The organism is Cellulophaga sp. HaHaR_3_176 (assembly GCF_019021925.1).
Classification (GTDB): Bacteria; Bacteroidota; Bacteroidia; order Flavobacteriales; family Flavobacteriaceae; genus Cellulophaga.
Genome location: NZ_CP058990.1, coordinates 3234065 through 3253145, shown reverse-complemented (window position 1 = coordinate 3253145; position 19081 = coordinate 3234065). Strand labels below are relative to the sequence as shown.

General features: G+C 31.3%; 18 protein-coding genes. 1 reads left to right on the top strand and 17 read right to left on the bottom strand.

All coding sequences use genetic code 11. From position 1 onward, the window contains the following. Positions 1 to 478: 478 nt before the first annotated feature. The 6 genes from H0I23_RS14320 to H0I23_RS14295 form a co-directional block, all read right to left on the bottom strand. On the bottom strand, positions 479 to 814 hold the full coding sequence (locus tag H0I23_RS14320) for a n-acetylglutamate synthase (RefSeq protein ID WP_216783971.1): 336 nt from the start codon (positions 812 to 814) through the stop codon (positions 479 to 481). Positions 815 to 852: 38 nt separating this feature from the next. After that, the gene (locus tag H0I23_RS14315) at positions 853 to 1077 is read right to left on the bottom strand and encodes a hypothetical protein (RefSeq protein ID WP_216783970.1); all 225 of its coding nucleotides are present in this window, start codon (positions 1075 to 1077) and stop codon (positions 853 to 855) included. A 64-nt stretch (positions 1078 to 1141) separates the two neighbouring features. Then, positions 1142 to 2074 carry a hypothetical protein gene (locus H0I23_RS14310; RefSeq protein ID WP_216783969.1) on the bottom strand — a complete coding sequence of 311 codons (933 nt, stop codon included), beginning with the start codon at positions 2072 to 2074 and terminating at the stop codon, positions 1142 to 1144. 502 nt (positions 2075 to 2576) lie between these two features. Continuing rightward, positions 2577 to 3677: a polysaccharide lyase family 7 protein gene (locus H0I23_RS14305; protein WP_216783968.1), complete on the bottom strand. Its 1101-nt coding sequence runs from the start codon at positions 3675 to 3677 to the stop codon at positions 2577 to 2579. A gap of 225 nt (positions 3678 to 3902) precedes the next feature. After that, positions 3903 to 4364 (bottom strand): hypothetical protein, encoded by a 462-nt coding sequence (locus H0I23_RS14300; RefSeq protein WP_216783967.1) that lies wholly within the window; start codon positions 4362 to 4364, stop codon positions 3903 to 3905. Beyond that, the gene (locus H0I23_RS14295) at positions 4361 to 4792 is read right to left on the bottom strand and encodes a hypothetical protein (RefSeq protein ID WP_216783966.1); all 432 of its coding nucleotides are present in this window, start codon (positions 4790 to 4792) and stop codon (positions 4361 to 4363) included. Before H0I23_RS14295 ends, H0I23_RS14300 begins: the two co-directional genes overlap by 4 nt. A gap of 913 nt (positions 4793 to 5705) precedes the next feature. Here H0I23_RS14295 and H0I23_RS14290 point away from each other — a divergent pair. Next, a complete protein-coding gene (locus H0I23_RS14290; protein ID WP_216783965.1) occupies positions 5706 to 6344 on the top strand; it encodes a hypothetical protein in 639 nt (212 codons plus the stop codon). Positions 6345 to 6525: 181 nt separating this feature from the next. Here the strand turns inward: H0I23_RS14290 and H0I23_RS14285 are convergent, their stop codons facing one another. The 11 genes from H0I23_RS14285 to H0I23_RS14235 form a co-directional block, all read right to left on the bottom strand. Next, the gene (locus H0I23_RS14285) at positions 6526 to 7668 is read right to left on the bottom strand and encodes an alpha/beta fold hydrolase (protein WP_216783964.1); all 1143 of its coding nucleotides are present in this window, start codon (positions 7666 to 7668) and stop codon (positions 6526 to 6528) included. A gap of 94 nt (positions 7669 to 7762) precedes the next feature. Further along, complete coding sequence (locus tag H0I23_RS16880; protein ID WP_216783963.1) at positions 7763 to 8047, bottom strand: LytTR family DNA-binding domain-containing protein; 285 nt, start codon at positions 8045 to 8047, stop codon at positions 7763 to 7765. A 772-nt stretch (positions 8048 to 8819) separates the two neighbouring features. Then, positions 8820 to 9671, bottom strand: coding sequence for a formyltransferase family protein (locus H0I23_RS14275; protein ID WP_216783962.1), 852 nt, complete (start codon positions 9669 to 9671; stop codon positions 8820 to 8822). Between the two features lie 189 nt (positions 9672 to 9860). Beyond that, positions 9861 to 11078: a retropepsin-like aspartic protease gene (locus H0I23_RS14270; RefSeq protein WP_216783961.1), complete on the bottom strand. Its 1218-nt coding sequence runs from the start codon at positions 11076 to 11078 to the stop codon at positions 9861 to 9863. Positions 11079 to 11150: 72 nt separating this feature from the next. Then, complete coding sequence (locus tag H0I23_RS14265; RefSeq protein WP_216783348.1) at positions 11151 to 12008, bottom strand: IS3 family transposase; 858 nt, start codon at positions 12006 to 12008, stop codon at positions 11151 to 11153. Then, positions 12008 to 12403 (bottom strand): transposase, encoded by a 396-nt coding sequence (locus H0I23_RS14260; protein WP_254073593.1) that lies wholly within the window; start codon positions 12401 to 12403, stop codon positions 12008 to 12010. Before H0I23_RS14260 ends, H0I23_RS14265 begins: the two co-directional genes overlap by 1 nt. Positions 12404 to 12619: 216 nt before the next feature. Further along, positions 12620 to 13138 carry a hypothetical protein gene (locus H0I23_RS14255; RefSeq protein WP_216783960.1) on the bottom strand — a complete coding sequence of 173 codons (519 nt, stop codon included), beginning with the start codon at positions 13136 to 13138 and terminating at the stop codon, positions 12620 to 12622. Positions 13139 to 13207: 69 nt separating this feature from the next. Then, complete coding sequence (locus H0I23_RS14250; RefSeq protein WP_216783959.1) at positions 13208 to 14848, bottom strand: S41 family peptidase; 1641 nt, start codon at positions 14846 to 14848, stop codon at positions 13208 to 13210. A gap of 33 nt (positions 14849 to 14881) precedes the next feature. After that, positions 14882 to 15283 (bottom strand): ribonuclease P protein component, encoded by a 402-nt coding sequence (rnpA, locus tag H0I23_RS14245; RefSeq protein ID WP_216783958.1) that lies wholly within the window; start codon positions 15281 to 15283, stop codon positions 14882 to 14884. A 196-nt stretch (positions 15284 to 15479) separates the two neighbouring features. Beyond that, positions 15480 to 17330 carry a M1 family metallopeptidase gene (locus H0I23_RS14240; protein WP_216783957.1) on the bottom strand — a complete coding sequence of 617 codons (1851 nt, stop codon included), beginning with the start codon at positions 17328 to 17330 and terminating at the stop codon, positions 15480 to 15482. A 67-nt stretch (positions 17331 to 17397) separates the two neighbouring features. After that, positions 17398 to 19035 (bottom strand): S8 family peptidase, encoded by a 1638-nt coding sequence (locus tag H0I23_RS14235; RefSeq protein ID WP_216783956.1) that lies wholly within the window; start codon positions 19033 to 19035, stop codon positions 17398 to 17400. Between the last annotated feature and the right edge of the window lie 46 nt (positions 19036 to 19081).

Here is a 19081-nt window from a genome sequence, read left to right as displayed (position 1 = left end):
CAAGTTCTTTAAAATGCTTAATGGTGCATGTTGAGGTTTTTATGTGCTCAACAGCAGAAACGCCAAAAAGAATCGATTCTTCAAAGATTGTTAAAATAGTACCACAGTGATTAACTCCAGTGATATCATTTATATCGCTATCCCTAAAACTGGCTATAAAAACAAAGTTTAAGTCAGTATTATTCGCAATTGTAGAAACGTGTTGCGCAACATAACCCCCTTTTTGATGTACCGACTACGGTTATTTTTGAGGCGCAACACCGGTATTTAAAAAGCTATCAATTTAGCGAACAACCCTAGCTGCATAAGCACGAGTATTTACATTTTCGTTTCTTTTTTTGCTGATAACGTGAAGACCATTTCTTTAAATTCAGCAATAATTTCTAGATATTCAGTACAAGTAAATAGCGTGGTACAAAAAAGGATTCCGAGAAGTAGGTTTAGTTTTTTACTAAATATAGGTGTTTTTTTAGCCTTATTAAATCTCTTCTAAGGTAGATTTTCCGCTAGACATATCTCCAGAAGTCCATTTCCAACTTTCGTGAAGTCTTATTTTACCATTTTCAAGTATTTCGGGGGTTGAATGGCAAATACCAGTCATTAATTCTCCTTTTTCATTCACTTGATGATAACGCATATCTATAGTGCCATCTTCGTTAACCAAACCGATTAAATGTCCTTTTAAAATTTTTCCTCCTTGGTATTTCGATGTCAGAATATTACCCACCTGTTGGTACTCGAATATGGTTTCTTCGGTAGTTTCTCCGTTTTCAGAATTTAGGATAGGTCTAAACTTTTTGTTGTTATAATTCATTCTTTTTTAAGGTTCAATACGTTATCAAAAGAGTAATTTTATTCTATAATTTCATAATCAATACTTAGTTTACGTAAGGCTCTTAAGGCAGAACCAGAGTTTTTATCATCTACATCAATATCTACAGCATCACCTTCTAAAAGTATTTCTGTCAGTTCATTTGCTAATGATTGATTCATGTTAGAGGCTAACTCAGTAATACAACTAGCTATAGCTCTTTTATCGGGTCTTTGCGCATCGCAAGACAGTAAATTTAATTTCATAATATTAATTTATATGTGCAATATACTAGAGTTGAGGTATGTCTGGCTTTTATTTGCGTTTTATTTACTTGTTACGTAATTCATCATACGTTAATGGAAACCCTGTTTCACAAGGCGTCATAGCATGAGGAAATGAGGGTGTGATTGTTACACCTTTTTTAGTAAGCACCCAAGTACAATATTCGAAACGCTCTCCGTCATTTAAAAAATATTCACATTCATTATCTAAATCTGTATCATTTTCATATTTCTGTTTTAATACTTGATAATGATTTAAATTCGGATATATATCAGTTAATTTATATAGTTGAACTTTATTTTTTAAGTCAAAATTAAACCCAATTGTATTATAATTTGGATGTGCACCACCACAATAAATAGATGAATACTCAGTAAAACTAATGTATTGATCAGATACGAGTTCTATTTCTATATTTATATCAGCCCAACTACAGTCTAAGCCTATTACGGCATTATAAATATGAATACTATCTAATTTAGGGTTCATAAATTCACGTTCTAATTTAGTAAATCCATTACCTAACCTAAAAAGTGTTTTTTTTGAATGTTTTTCGGTAAGCCAAACCAATTCTTTTGCATTGGTAGTTGTTACGCTATCTCTAATAAAACCTAATTGCGATAATTTGTACTCATCAATAGTTTTCGTTGTTTTTGTTAAATCAACATTTAATAAACGACCATTATTTTGCCAAGTACCCGATATTTTGTTTGTATTTTTTGTTAAAGTAAATAGCTCTTTTTGTTCTTCTTTATCGGAAAATTTTTCAAAAAGTATCAATTCAGAAGTATCATGGCTGCCTTCTAAGGGTATATTTTGCAATTGAGATTTATAAAAGTAAAATGCTGTTGCAAGACCATCATCATAATCAATATCTAATTCTAGAAATATTGGGTGTTCACCAATTTTACCTTCATACGTTTGGGCATGTATATGTATTGAACAGATCAGAAAAATGACTGCGAGATAATATTTCATTTTTTTAGACGTGTTGTTTTGCAATTATTCATTCGACCTTAAAAGCTAAATAAAGGGTTTAGAAGAGTTTATTAATATATAAACCCATTCAAAAAATGCGTGAGTATGATGTATAGCATGTTCTTAGTTTTATAAGAAACTAAAGGTATTAATAATCCATTCACAAAAAGAATCACAACAACCTCCCATCTCGCAATTGATATATAAAATAGGAATCAAGAACAGCAGAAGAAAGGGAACATTTGATAATGCAGGTTTGTATTGCTTCTTTTTAATCCTATAAATAAGATCAATAACAAAACCAATGCATAAAATAGTAAGAATTAAAAAAAGCACTATCGCGATACCTAAACCAAGCATCAACTCTATGAAGTTTTTTACTATTTTCAGCCATAGCATAAAGGCTAAAAAAACAGAAACATACTAGAGGGATGGCAACAATAAAAAACCTTTTTATAAAATTTTTAAATAGTTCCACTTTAGTGCTTTACAGAATGATTAATTAATCATTCTTAGCAAAATAACCATCATTAGATACAGCAGCATCGCTCACAGAAATGCTTCCGGTTTTAAACCATACTTCTGCGTAGTTACCATCTGCATATTGTTTTTTAATATCACCACCATGCGTTTCTGCTCCAGAACACCAGTTTTTATTTGTTTCAGGAGATTTACCGTTTGTCTGATTGTAAGCACCGAGCTTAAAGAAACAGCCTTCACCTGTATAAGCAGCTTTACGCTCTACACCATCTTGCCCAATTGGCACAAATAATTTTTGTGTTTGCTCAGGAATGTCTGCTTTAGTGGTGTATTCAGATTCTATTAAGTTTTTGGTAAATGTTTTTGTTTCATGACCCTCACTAATAAAAGTTAAGCTCATGATACCGTCTTTAACCTCAATTTCATAACTAAACTCTTCACCTAGAGCAATACCGTCTTTAGGCTCTTCTGGATACGTATTTTCGTCTGTACCAACTACAGAAAAATCATTACCCCAAACTGCTGAAGAATAATCCCATCGTCCAGAATTATCATCACCAGCGGTATTTATTTCGTAATGCCAGAATACAGAGCCTTTAGTCTGACCAGGATATTTTTTGTAAAATATTTTTAATGGTTCGTTTTCATGCTTATCTGCACTATGAATTTGACCTACTACAACTGCATGAGACGCTGCAACACGAGCATCACCTGTAGCAGAAACATTCATTACTTTAAGTGTTGCTGTTAGTTTATCGTTAGCGGTTTTAGGAAACCATTTTTTAGTTTGAGCTAATTCTGTTCTAGTATTGTTTGACGTTCCGTGTGTATCGCCGCCATTTGGAGCTTTAAAAACAACCCAATTACCAGCACTATCGTTTGTAGTATAAAAGAAATCTTTGTTCTCAAAATCAGTAGCAATACCAGCATTAGAGCCATCACCTAAAATTAATTTCCATTGGTCAAAAAATGGAATAACGTCACTAGCGTAAACGGTTTTTTGCTCTTCTATTTGTGTCTCTTTTTTACTTTCCTTTTTATCAGTATCAAAACAGCTACTTAAAAGTAAAAAAACTCCAAGAGCTAAAAAAGTTGATAACGATGTACTAATTTGTGTTTTCATTAAGGTGGCTTTTATTGAAAAAACTCTTTTATGAGTTTCTCTTTTTGTGTATGGTTAATCACCTAATTTAGTAAATAAAAACTGAATAGAAAATGTGAATGCTTTTTATAAGTGGTTTATAGCTATAACCATAGATTGTAATCAAATCAAAAAAATTAAGTTTTCTTAATATTCACTGGTCTTTTAATTTAGACTTTATAGAAAACACTTACAGTAGTAAATAGCTTACTTTAATTCTATCATTTTAAATTTATCCTCAATTTCAGTTTCTGATTCAGCTTCTCCAGTCATAAAATCCCACATTAAAGAGTCAAAAGCATCAAATTGACCAATGATAGACTCGGTATCAGATAATAATTGAAAAGTATTATTATCTATAGTTAACAATCTACAGTTCGATAATTTTAGAGGAACAAAAATTTTAAACCAATATTCACCTTCCTCATCCACTTTAAAGAAGTTTAAAACTAAGCGTTTGCTGTTACTTTTTTCAGGTTTAGAGTTTGAGTCTCTCCAACCTTCATTTTCTATATACCAGGCTTTGTTAACTTGTAAAAACAAACAATAAACGTAGTTCTTAGAAACACATACCTTGTTACCAGGTTTGTTAAAAAAGTTTGTAGATTTTTCTTCTAGCTTATTAAAAATTACTTCGTTTTCAATCCACTCCATTCTATTTGTTATCAAGTATTTTTTTTAAGGGTTTTGATTAGTGTTAAAATACTTTCGGCATTCATTTTATTAAACGTTTTACCCAACTCATTAAAATCTTTTTGCTCTGCTTTTCGAACCTTTAATTTAACACATATATTGTCAATTAAATCAATATCATCTAAGTCCCAAAGGCCATAATTCTCATAGATATCATCTTCTGGGTATATAGGAAAATTATCAATTCCGATAATTCTTTTAATTTCGTTATAAAAAACTTCAATATGATCTTCTTCAAAGCCCTTTTCAACAAGTCGCTGAATATATTTTTGTTTACTAATTTTTGGTCTGTTTTTATTTTTATCTTGAATTTTCTTTATTTGGGTATGATTTCGATTACTTATAAATAGAACTAACAAAATAAAAAATACTCCAATACTTAAAATAACCTCTTTCATACTCATTATAACGTATAGGTTTTAAGTAGCGCGTAAAGTAATAAAAATTTCAGCTTCTATTTTCTCACAAAGCAAAACCTCCAAATTTATGTGTAAACTGTAAGCCTCCATAATAAAAAAGTTGCAACCAATAAAAAAGTTGAAAAGGTAAAGAAAGAAAAAAGTGCTTATATAATATTTTTTGCTTTAACATTAATACAATACCTCCTGTAAGAGTTAATAACTGTAGCACGCAAAATATTTCGAATAATTTCGTTTCAAATTTGTTTGAAATAAATAGGGAACAAATTGTTATGAGTATAAAAAACAATAACATAACTACTGATGGCAATAAAATAGTACTATTTAATTTAAAAATATATTTCACTAATAGTATCGCTAGAACTAACGGTAAAGTAAAATAAAGAATATTTAGAAGGATTGTATTTATTTTAGTTCTATTTAGATAGTTAAAAATAGTATTTGTAATCTCCAATTTTATCTGTAGTATAAAAATTTTAGAGTTTTGTTATTTTCTTCAGCTATTTTTTGACGACAAATATCAATAATTTTTTTGCTAAAAATACCCCCTTTTTATTGGTAAAAGAGTATAACTAATAGTAGGGATATATAATTAAATTACTCAAGCCCCTTTAATTTTTCTCGTTAGTGTGGCTTTTTATTTAAGAAAGTGAATGTTGAACTTTAATTGCTTTTAATTTCGCACTCAAAATGTTTTGTTACAATGAAATCCATCTGCATTTTAGTTCGGTTACTCCAAATAAAAGTTAGTGTTATTTATCTAATTCAGAAATAGTTTTTTATACTGATTCTGATTAATTTTGCCTAAAGTTATTAATATATCCGGTTTTATTTATAAACTAGCGCTATGTCATTTAGCTGTACTAGCGTAGAATTAGCATATTTAAGTAATTTTCAAATGAAGAATATTTTTTATTCCCTAATAGTTTTATTTTATAGCAATAGTGTATCATCTCAAGTTACTGAAGGTTTATTAGTAAATATTCATTCTGTTACCGAAGCGGAAATGAATGCTTTGGAGCCAAATTCAGGGTCATTGGTTTATAATACTACTGATACCTCAATATATGTATATGGTGCGGGTGCTTGGGTTAGAGTAAACTCGGAAGCAGAAAGTAAAACCGTAATTTTAAATAGAGATGGTGGTAATCTTCCAACAGCAACAAATACTTTTTTTGATTTACCGGTTGATGCTAGACATGTACAAAATATAAACACATCATATTTTAATGTAAGCGGTACAGGAGAAATTACGATTTTACAAGATGGAAATTATTTAATATCAGGCGAGCTGTCAACTACAAATATGCCAAGTGGTAGCACAAAATTTATACTAGCAGTTTTTATAAATGGTGCTAGGCGAGGTTATTTATCTAGAGGTTTTGCAAGTTTACCAAATCAAGATTATTGGGGTACGACAGGAGTTCTTATGTACCAATTAAATGCAAATGACATTATTAGTATACAATATGTTATAAATGCTGAGGATTCAACTCTTTCTGCTAACTTCTCGAATATAGGAATAACAAAGTTGTAATTAGCCAAAAACAAAAAACCCTTATATCTTAAATTATCTAGTAGATAACCTGCATTTAATTCTTAAATGGTATTTTCTGGAGTTTTTCCGAAATTTTAATAAAAAACTTGTTTTTTACCGTTTAGTATAAAAATAGTAAGGGGTTAAAAACGCACTAATATTGGGTTTGGTTACTTAATTCTTATTCTTGTTTTATTTTAAGCAACAATTTTTTTCCATTTTCATTTTCTGGATTTAGTTCTATCGATTTTTCATACATTTGAATAGCTTCTTCCTTACGATTTGACTTCAATAAAGCTTCACCATAACTATCATATGCGTTGAAACTATCTGGAAATAAAATTGTAGTTAGTTTGAAAACTTCTAAAGCTTTATCTAATTCTTCATTTCCTAAAAATGAATAGCCTAATTCATTCAAATCATGCTCTGAACGATTAGTTACCTTTGTTTCAATTGATAACTCAATAGCATTATCTAGAGCCTTTAGTAAAACTTCATTTTGTTGGTCTTTATCTAGCGCTTCTGAATAGACTTTTATTATTGAGTTGATAATCAACGCAGGATTGTCATTAAATACAGCATGACTGCTGCTTTCGGCTATAATGTTAGTTATATTATTGTTTTGGGTGCCAATATCAACATGAACTTTTTTCCATCTTTTAGAATATGCTTCTGGATAAACAGGGGCGGATTTATCAGGGAAAATATTTGTAATAGGAGTGTTTGATGGGAACTTCATATTCCTTAATTTTCGCATAGTTTGATTGAAATTATAATTAATAAAATAATCACCAGTACCTTTTGGAATAGTATTTATATCAACAAAATTGTCTCTCATTGTCAAAAGTTCCTCATTCCAAAAATCACTAAGTACTGCATCTATTAAAACAATTGATTTGACCTTTTTAGGGTGTTTACGTGCGAATAACAAACTATAGAGTCCACCATATGAATGCGAAACTAAAATAATATCACCATCGTACCCCAACTTTGAAAGACTTATCTCCAGTTCTTTAATTCCATTTTCTATTCCGTAATCTGAATCGTTTTTCAATTTTGGATTTAATTCACTTTGCCCAAATCCAGAGCGGTCATAGGTAATTAATGTTGTACCAGTAACTTTATGAATTTTCTCTAATATATTGTCCCAAACAGAACCATCATTACCTCCACCTGCTTCAAAAAGAATTGGAGTTCCTTCTCCTTTCATTATTTTGAAATGCATTTTATAGCCCCCAACATCTACAAGCGTATCTTGGGTTTGCGATTGTATTGATAGTGGTAAAAAGAAAAGTACTAAGAATTTAAAGTAGAAAGGTCTCATTTGTTTTGTGGCTTATAATTAATGTTTAATTGCGACTAAAGTATAATGAACTTAATTTACAAAAAAGAAAGTAGTCCTTTTTGTGGCGAAATGACTAGATTTTGGTACTAGTAGATAAATAGTTTTTGACTGAAGAAAAATACGATTTAGAGACCGGAATTGAAACAGCTACATTTTTAAAAGAAATAGTGGCTTTAGTATAGTTACCTACTAAACACTCAACTTTATAGGGATTCACTATAAAGGACCTATGTACTTTAAGAAGAAAAGGGAAGTCCTTTAGAAGTTTCTTCAACGTACCCCGCATTAAATGTTTGGTATAATCACCATCTTTTAAATAATGTATCTCAATATAATTATCTTGAGATTGTATATACAAAAGCTGATTTAAATTTGTACTAAACCTAATTGATGCATTATCCTGTTCAATGTATAAAATGTCTTCTTTTAAATCCGCTTTAGCAATGGGGAGGTGTATATTTGAATTGGAAACACTGCCGTTTTTAAAAAATGAAAGATAAAAAGAATTACAGGGTAAAAAGGTAGGCCCAATACAAGAATGTATTCTAATAGAAAACCAAAAGTAATATACCCGTCTTTTACAACGATAAAGCGGTCATAAATAAAGATAAATACAACACTTACTAGGGCTAAAAAAACATCAAAAAGAATAAGTTTTAAATAATTGAATTTTACGTTTTTAAACCACTTTAGTATAATTTCATAACCGACAATATAGACTATTGTACAAATGACGCCCACACCAATTCTAACAAGTGTTATATATGGGTGGTCTATTATACTTTTTTCAAACGGTTTAAGGCCTATTAAAATTAGGGTGACGAAGAAGCCTAAAAAGAATGCTGAATACCAATATTTCTTCCGGTCGCCACTTAAATAAAAGCTTCGTTTATAGTTTTGTGTGTAATTACCCATTCAACATATTAAAATAGATCACCTCTTATAAATATCATGACGACTCAAAATTTTGTACAACGTTCAGTGTATGAAACGTAGCGTATAAAAATACACTAAATTTCGATTTAGCACTGAGTCAATTTTTTATATTTTGTTTTAACTTTTTCAGTTTTAAAGCCAAATTAAAAATTTGGCGGAACTTTGTAAATAAGCACTATCCTTTGATTTAGCACTTACCAGCTATGTTTTATACACGTTGTTAGGTGTCGTTTTTCTATTTCCGATAAGTTCTTCATAATAAAACTACTCAAAATCTCTTGGTAATCTTTTACTGAAATAATATCCATTCCTAAACTCTCTATTTTTTCAAAATCACTTTTTGCTGGAACTGAGAAATAATTTCCTTCTTCAAGATTTTGTTTTTGAGTATTAAGCGAATTATTACTGTCAATTATTTTTAAATTTTTAATTATAAGTTCAGTTCCTAAAGGATACAGTTGAACAATATTCCAAAAAAGCGATTTTTCACGATTAACATTACGTTCAGCAATTTCGATTATTTCTCCTGTATCAATTCCACTATTGGGTATTGTGTGAAGTGTGCATCCAATTTTGGTATTTTCCTCCTTGATAGCGTGTAAAGTTCCCATAATTCCTCTGTAATCTGGTAAAATTGCAGAATGTAGATTTATTAAACCATTTTTCGGGACTTGAATAATTTCATCTTTAAAAATTTTTCCGAAACGAATTGAAATAAACAAGTCAGGATTTAAATCTTTCATTTCATTTATGAATTCTACAGAATTGACATTTGAGCACTTTTTAATTGGAAAAGATTTAAAATTGTCGTCAAAAAATTCAAAAGAGTTTTCAATTTTATTTTCATTTATGAATTCAGATAATTCGTTAAACACGAATCCTTTTTCAAAATATTCCAGTTTTACTAAATCAGAAGGTTTTTTTTTGGGGTTTCCAACCGTATCAGAATAATAGATTCGAACACTATGGCTTAAAAGTTCTGATTTAAGTAGATTATAAGCAATATTAGCTTCAAGGTCTTTGTTTAGGAATAATACTATTTTCATTTATTTATGAGGTTGTTTTTTAATGACACCTAATGGTTAGTATAAGAAAAGTAGGGCAGTCGGAAAGCGATTGCCTTTCCGTTTATCTACAAGCCAAAACTTTTGCATTTTGTTTTTATCTTATTTTTCTAAAAGCCAAATCAAAAGATTTGGCGCCTTCGCAAATACGCCTAAGCCTTTTTTTAAGCACTATTCCACCCTATTTTTTTTATACATTGTTGGCGGTAGTTTTTTTTCGATTTCTATGTCAGTTATTTTTCCTTCGTCTGATTTTATTTTAAAGGTAATCGGTTTGTTTTCTTTAGATTCCGTAATTTGATTTATTACTTCACAGAAGTTGGATTCGTTCAATTCCATTTGATTTACGGCGATAATTGCGTCTCCATATTTAATTTTAGTTAGTAAACTCTTGTCCCATACAAAACCTACGACGAGTTTATTGTCCTTTAAAGTTCTGGTAAAACCATAATCAGGTTTGGCAGTATTTTTGTCCGAAGTGTTTGGACTGAAATAGAATCTTTTATTAATGTAGTCAATTGTAATAATTCCATATTCGAGTAATTCAGCCCCAATTCTGGAATTATCATCATTTGTGGTTTCTGTAATTATATTATTCAGTTCCGTACCATTAATTTCTAATATTGGTAGTAGAAGCTTAAAATGAGTGTTTTTTGAAGCTCCTCCAAAAATACCAATACTCGAAGCTCCTTCACTTTCTCCTAATATTTCAAATATGTTTTCTTCTCTAAAAACACCATAATTGTCTTTGGCAATATCATATATTCCATCTGCACCAGTATCGATTAAGACTTGTTCTTTACCTTTGTTTTTTCCTTTGAACTTAATCCATACGAACGGCGAACTTTGTGTTTCTGTAAGTTGAATTTTATTAGATTCTTTTTTATTTACGGAAAGATTCTTGAGGTTATCGGTTAAGAGAACTGTTTTTTTCTTGTTGTCGATTTGGATTATTGAATTTCGTAACATATTACTTCCAATAAAACCGTCAGCACCTGAACATTCAAAAATTGGATTTGAGTTTAAATCATAAACCAAAGTTGCAGTTTGTTCAAAAGTTACATTTCCAATTTCCAGTTTATTCAATAACACTACGTCCATATTTTTTTCATTACCATTGGCATCACTTATCGGTATGGACTTTATTAATTTTGGTTTTATTAAATCATAAATCTCTTTTGAAATTACGTTCGGCGACCCCGTGTCCAGTATAAAGCGATATGTTTTTCCTTCAATTTTTACAGGGATTAAAATTTTTTCTTTTACAAACTCGAAGGTTATTTTTTCAAAGTAGTTTTTGGTTTTTGTTTCTCCAATGTTCAAATCTACCTTTTGAGCATATGAATTGCTCGCAAGTAAGATTAGAAAAATTAAAATGTTCTTTTTCATTAAGTTCTTGATTTATGCAATGGTCTTGTTAAATGTCACGTCCTAAAATACGGCTACAGATTAATATTAGTTTTAAGCGGCATATTGATGCACGTAATTAGGTGTTTTATAATCTAAAGATAAATGCAATCTTTTAGAGTTGTATAATTTGATTGCATTTTTTGCTGCTTTTTTAGCATGTATCACGCTGGTAAAGGTTTGGTCAAGATAGAATTCATCTTTTAGAATACCGTTTACCCTTTCTGCTAGGGCGTTTTCATAGCAATGGTTTTCTTCAGTCATACTGATTTTAATTTTCTTTCTTTTTAGTATTTGGGTATAGACGTTACTGCAATATTGAATACCTCTGTCCGAGTGATGAATAAGTTGGTCAATGTTTTTAGCATTGTAAATAGCCTTATTTAAAGCTCTGACACACCCTTTTAGTTCTAGGCTATCACTTAGGTCATATCCAACGATTTTACGTGAGTACATGTCCGTGATCAATGCTAGGTAACAGAATCCTTTAATGGTTCTGATGTAGGTTATATCGGAAGCCCAGACTTGATTAGGTCTATTGATTTTCAAGTCTTTTATAATATTGCCATACTTGTAAAACCGGTGATATGAATTTGTGGTTCTAGAAGAATATTTTTTTCTTCTAACGAGTAATCGATTTTCTCTTAGGATACGGAACAGCTGGTCTCTACCGACTTTAAGGTCGTACTTTTGAAACTCATTTTTTAATGATCTCATGAGTTTTCTGGTACCTTCTCGAGGTAGTGTTCTTCTACTTTCCCGAACAAGTTGGATTACATCTTGTTCTATCTGTTTTTTGATAACAAAACGTTTTTGGAATTTGTAATAGGCATCTCTTTTCAGATCAAAGGCATTACAGATAGTACAAATTGAATAGAGCCTTTCATTACGGTTTATCGGTGCTACTTTCATTAGGGCTTTATGTTTAAGTTTTTTTTTAATTCTTCAACATCTCTATAGCCTAGGTTCTCGGCCGCTACCTCGAGATAGCTATCGGTCACCAGTTTGTCCAGGTCCTTTTTAATGAGAAGGTCCTTAAGTTGATTGAGCTCTTTTTGAAGGGCTTTGATACGGGAAAGTTCATCGTCTGTTTGCACGGTTACACGGGTATTCATTAAATCTTTACGATCATACTTTTTGATCCATACGTTTATAGTACTGGATTGAATACCGTAAGTTAATGCAATTTGTCTTTTGGAATGGTTTCCTTTGGTAAGTTCTGCCAAGACTTTGAGCTTAAAGCTTTCACTATAGCGTTTTACATATCCATCATTTTTATACATATACTTGAAGTGTTTTGTATACATATTTCAGGACGGGTCAAAATTACCGCCAATGTTTTAGCTATGGTTAGTGCGAGAATAAAAAGTCAGAGACTTTCAGTTTAGCACGAGGCAAAGCATTTTGTTTGCCTTTATCTTTTTTGTTCGAAAGTCAAATCAAAATGATTTGACGGACTTAGAAAAAATACACAAAACTTTGAATTGAACACTAAACTTCGCATTAATTATAGCTTTTGTTACCTACAGTATTTTTAATTTTTCTGCTATTTCAAGTTCCCATTTTTCATTGTCTTCAAATTTTTTATTTAATTCTTCAACAGGTAAATCCCTAAGGTCAAACAATTCAGAGGATTTTTCAAAACCTATTTTGTTCCCAATTTCAATAAATCTATTTTTACTTATTTCATTTTCTAGATATTGGTCAAATAGATTAATCATAATACTTAGAAGTAGTAATTTCCAATTTTGTCCATAATCAAAATAAATTTTATCATTTTCAAGTTCAAATTTGACTATTTTACTCAAATTGTTATCTTCAAATAACGCATAAAAAGTCTCGCCAGAATCGAAAATTGGTGTTACCTCAAATCCAGAAAATATTTTATAATCCATTGTAGGGAAATAAAAATAAGCTCCTTTAGGGTCTTCAATCAAAAATTCTAATTCATCAATTTTTCCAATGTTGGATAAAAATTGATTTGAAATTCCAAAGCTTATTAATCTTTCATTTCTTTCTTCTCTAGGAGTCAGTTTTTTCATATTGTAGGTAACGTATGGATAACCGTACTATTACGGTTATCCATCTTTTAAATATAAGTAAATAAAAAATTATTTTAGGATAGCTTTGTATTTGGCAGCATCAAGCAACAATTCATTAGCGGTTAAAATAGCTTGGTCATGTGTCAAGTAAAAATCGTAAAGACCATCATTATAAAAATAGCGTTTTACAATTTCGTCTTCTAATTGCTTAGAAATTTCTTTTTTAGAAGTATCGAGGCCTGTAATTTTCTTCGCATTTATTTCAGCTAGTAAACTACGGTATTTTTCTTGTACGCTACTATCTAACAGGTCGCTGCCGTTAAGCGTCATTGCTTTATTAAGTGCTTTTTCTGTTTCAGTTTCAAAAGTAAACCCAGTCGATTTTACGTGGTTTTTAAAAACTTCAAAATCAGCATCTGAAAATTTAAAATCCTCAACAGCATCAATTTTATTTTTATAATAATACTCGGTAGCATAATCGAAAATCACGTTTTCTATTAATAATGCTTTAGTAAGTGTGTTGGTTTTAAGAGCTGTTATTTCTATATCGGGCAAAACACCGCCACCATCTTGTACCTTGCGGCCATTACGCGTTTTAAAATCATGTATATCAGTAGTTTTTACCGCTTTATTATTATCATCTCTATTCCAATAATCTAAAGATTGTATGCACCTACCCGAAGGTGTATAATAGCGCGAAATGGTTACTTTAAGTTGTGTGCCATACGTTAATTTTAAAGGCCGTTGTACTAAGCCTTTTCCAAAGCTACGTGCACCTATAATTACCGCTCGATCTAAATCTTGCAAACTACCAGAAACAATTTCACTTGCCGAAGCACTACTACCATTTACCAAAACAACCAAAGGTATATCCGTATCTACAGGTTGGTTTTTGGTTTTATATTCTGAATTAAATTTTTTGACCTTTGATTTGGTAGTAACAATTAACTCTCCTTTAGGTACAAAAAGGTTGGTTACATTAATCGCTTCAGAAAGTAAACCACCAGGGTTACCTCTTAAATCTAAAATAATTTTTTCAGCTCCTTTATTTTTTAAAGTAATTAAAGCAGCTTTGGTTTGCTCTGATGCTTTTTGGTTGAATTTTGATAATACTATATACCCTGTATTTTCATTTACCATTTTATAGTATGGCACAGCATCTACCTCAATAGCTTCACGAGTTATAGTTGTTGTTTTTGTTTCGCCTTGCCTTTTGTAAATAACAGTTACACTTGTGTTATTTGAACCTTTTAAGAGCTCTGTAGCGTTATCGTCAAAATCTTTAACGAGTATGTCTCCAATTTGTATAATCTCGTCTCCAGCTTTTAAACCAGCTTTTAAACCAGCTTTGTCGGCAGGGTTGTTTTTATATGGTTCAACGATTACTAATTTATCTTTATAAGCTCGTACAATTGAACCAATACCGGAGTACTCGCCTGCATTGTTAATTTTATAAGCCTCTACATCTTGTTCGTTTAAAAATCGAGTATAAGGGTCTAAATCTTCTAACATGCTTTTAATAGCAGTATCCATTAATTCAGCAGGGTTCGTCTCATCAACATAATTCATGTTGAGCTCTTTAAATAGTGTCGTGAAAATTTCTATTTGCTTCGCGATTTCGAAAAAATCGCTTTTAAAACTACTACCAACAATTATAAATACAAGTGCAAAAACAGGAATTAGAACTCGTTTTTTAATCAAATTTTTCATGTTTCAAATCATTTAATAATCAGAAAAATATTTTTACAAGGCAGTATCAGAATTGCCTATTTTTTTTATAAATTTTTCAAGAAGCAAAACTGTTGCCGCATTAACATCTGCGCTTACAGGCATTTCTTTACCAAGGTATAAAATTAACAACGCATACTTACTTGTACTATTGTTAAGCACTATAGATTTATTGAGCCTATAAGCTTCTCGTAAAACTCTTTTAATTCGGTTACGTTGGGTAGCGTTTTTAAATTTTCGTTTAGATACTGATACGCCTGCTTTTACCTGTACACCATCTTTTAAATCTGTTTGCACATAAATTAAGCGTAATGGAAAACTTGAAATGCTTTTGCCTTCTGTAAATAGTAATTCAAAGAGTTTTTTGCTCTTTAATTTTTCGGCTCTAGAGTATTTAAAATCAGTTGTGTTTTCCACGTAATTATATTGGTATTGTAGTCTATAAATAAACAACAGTAAAATGTATGTTACAAAGATACTGTTTAGGTTTATATTTATTTAAAATAGCCATTAACCCATTTTAAAAGTGATTCTTTTAAATAAATCTATAAATAAAAAAGACCCAAGGTATAATGTATACTTTGGGTCTTTTTTTAATTCGTTTAATTTTAAATTATTGCTTTTGCCAAACGTTATTTTCAGCATTAATATCTGCCATTAATTGTGACGGGTCTATAACCACAGCTTTAATAGCTGAAAGTGGCTTGTTTACCGTGAATGTGTATGTAGGGTTTGCCCAAGCCCAATCGTCAATAACTGTTCTTTTTAAATTCGGATATGGATTTTCTTTTTCACCACGCATCATTCGTAAAGGCGCATAAAAAATTTCTTGTGTACCATCTTCATAAGCAACTAATACATCAACAGGCATTGGCATTAAACCAATACGTTCTAAAGATATTTTTGTTGTATTAGCATCTTCAGTAACCTCACTAATACTATAATCGATTGTATTTGTTGTTTGAGTCCAATCCATCAAATACCAATCTAACTCTATGCCAGAAACCTTTTCGGCAGTTCTTTTTATATCGTTGGGTACAGGATGCTTAAATTTAAAATCTTGATAATATTTTTTAAGAGTTTCCATTAATTTATCTTGACCAATTACATAGCCTAATTGCGATAAAAAGATTGAACCTTTACTGTAAGCAGCAACACTATATGGCATATTCTCAGCATAACGATCGGCATGTGTTGTTTGCGGTTGTTCTTTACCAGATTTTACCAAATGGTAATATCCGTTATATGAATTTTCAAAAGGATTATTTTTCCCTTGGTTCATAATTTCATTCATACACAGTGTAGAAATAAAAGTTGTAAAACCTTCATCCATCCACTCATGTTTAACCTCGTTGGTGGCTAATATATGTTGAAACCAAGAGTGTGCAAGCTCATGAGCAGTAACACCGACAAGGCTTCCGAATTTACGATCGCCAGTAATAAGTGTCGCCATAGCATACTCCATACCACCATCGCCACCTTGTATTACAGAATATTGATCGTATGGGTATTTACCAACATTTGTACTGAAAAACTTCATCATTTCAGCAGTTTTGGGCTGTAGGTTTTTCCAGTTTTCAGCAAGCTTAGGATCTTTTTTATATAAAAAATGTAGCATTGGCCCATTTTCTACCTGTAATGTATCATGAACATACTCCGGGTCAGCAGCCCACATAAAATCGTGAACCATAGGAGCTTTAAAATGCCAAGTAAGTGTTTTTCCTTTTTGCTTTTTTACTTTGGTTCCTGGAGCTTCATATCCATGACCAATTTCTTGTGGGTTTTGCAAATAACCCGTACCACCAACGGTATAATTTTTATCGATAGTTAATTTTACATCAAAATCACCCCAAACACCATGAAATTCACGAGCAATATAAGGGTCTGCATGCCAACCTTCAAAATCATACTCTGCCATTTTCGGGTACCATTGGCTCATTGATAAAGCAACACCTTCGCTACTATTACGACCCGATCTACGTACTTGTAATGGTACTTGACCATCAAACTCCATATCAAAAGTAACTTTACCACCAGCAGGTATAGGAGTATTTAACTCAACAACTAAAACAGTACCTTCTTCTTTAAACGTTAGCGCTTTGCCATCTTGTTTTAAAGATTTTACTTTTAAAAAACCAATTTCATTAGGTGCCAAACTAGCAATTCTGCTTTTTTTGTCTTCCATCATTCTACCATCAGGATCTTCAATATCTTGAAGCCTACTATCCATTTCGCTACCTGGTTGAAAAGCATTGAAATACAAATGATAATATACTCGGTTTAAATCATCAGTAGAATTATTAGTATAAACTAGTTTTTGTGTTCCTGTATATTGATATGTTTCCACATCCATAGCAACATCCATACTATAATCTACATGTTGTTGCCAATAATTTGTGTTTTGACTAATAACAGAACTTGTTGTAAATAATAAGATTAGTAGAGGTAAGATTAATTTTTTCATTGGAATAATTTGAGTTTACTTTTAAATATAAAGGGAGTAGTTTTACCTACTCCCTTTATAATACTATTTATAACTTAACGCTACCCGCGGTTACTTGGCTAGCAAGTATAAGTGCATTATATGCATTTATCATTTTACCAGATTTAGATAAGGTAGCAAATTCGCTAGATTTTGCAGGATCGCCTGAAACTATAACTTTTACTTTAGTTGTTAAACCAGACTGCATGATTATTTTTTTAACCTCTTCAGCTTTTAATTTAGGGTATTGAGACCGTATTAATGCAGCAACACCAGCAACACCAGGTGCAGCCATTGATGTACCACTATTAAAATCGTATTTGTTACCAGGCATTGTAGCATAAATATCGCTACCAGGTGCAAAAACATCTACATTAATTGTTCCGTAATTTGAGAAAGAAGAAACTAACTCAGAACCATATTTTCTTGCGATAGAACCTACAGTAATAACATTATCTGCTATTTCAGCACCATTATTCACTTGGTCATTAGGGAAATTAGGATTTGTAGGATCGTCTAAATTTTCGCCATCATTACCAGCTGCATGAATAAATAATACATCTTTGGACGCTGCATATTTAATAGCATCGTAAACCCATTCGGCATTAGGAGAAAATGATTTACCGAAACTACCATTAATAATTTTAGCACCATTATCAACAGCATAACGTATACCTAATGCAATGTCCTTATCGTATTCATCGCCATTTGGTACAGCTCTAATACTCATTAAGGCTACATTATTAGCAACACCATCAACACCTTTACCATTACCGCGTTGGGCACCAATAATACCAGCTACGTGAGTACCATGGCTTTCGTCATCAAAACGTTGTTGTGGGTTTCCGTTTCCGTATTGTATATCTTTTATATCGTATGGGTTATCTCCAACAGCAGTTCTACCATCAAAATCTACTTTTAAATTGTAGTTTAATTGATCTGTAATTTGTGTAACACCACCAGAAATGTCTTTAATAAAACTAGGAACATCTTCAGCAAAAGTATATACTTGAAGAATCATTCCAGCATATTGTTGCATAGTCTCATCTGCAGGCTTAATAGCAGCAACGTCTTCTTTAGTGTATGTAGTTTTACCTAACTCTTTTTGAATACCAGCATCAGCCGTTTTTACGGTTTGTAAAATTTGCTCATAATACTCTTTATTTTTTAGAGCTTCGGCAAGCTTTTTATCTAAAGCAGCTTTAGCAGATGCCTGCATAGCTTCATCACCTAACTTAAGTTTTACAATACGTGTAAGCTCTAATTGCTCATTGTATGATTCTCCTAAAAAGTTATACCCATGTATATCATCAATATATCCGTTTTTATCATCATCAATATTATTGCCAGGTATTTCTTTAGTATTGGTCCAAAGTACATTTACTAAATCTTCATGCTTTAAATCCATACCAGAATCTAAAACAGCAACAATAACCTTTTCTCCTTTGTTGTTTTTTATAATATCAGCATAAGCTCTTTCTACAGCCATACCAGGTATGGTATCTATAAGTAAATCGGCATGACCCCAAGTTTTTTTCTGAGCATCAGTTAGGTCTGTAACTTTTAAAGGTACTGTATCTATGTTTTCTAAAGGAGTGCTTACTAATACAGGAGCACCACCACAACTTGATAATAATAAAGAGCCAATAGTTAGCCCTAAAATTGATTTTGAAAGATTAAATTTCATAAAATGTTTTTAAAAAAAGCGATTATAGTTAATTGTTATATGTTTT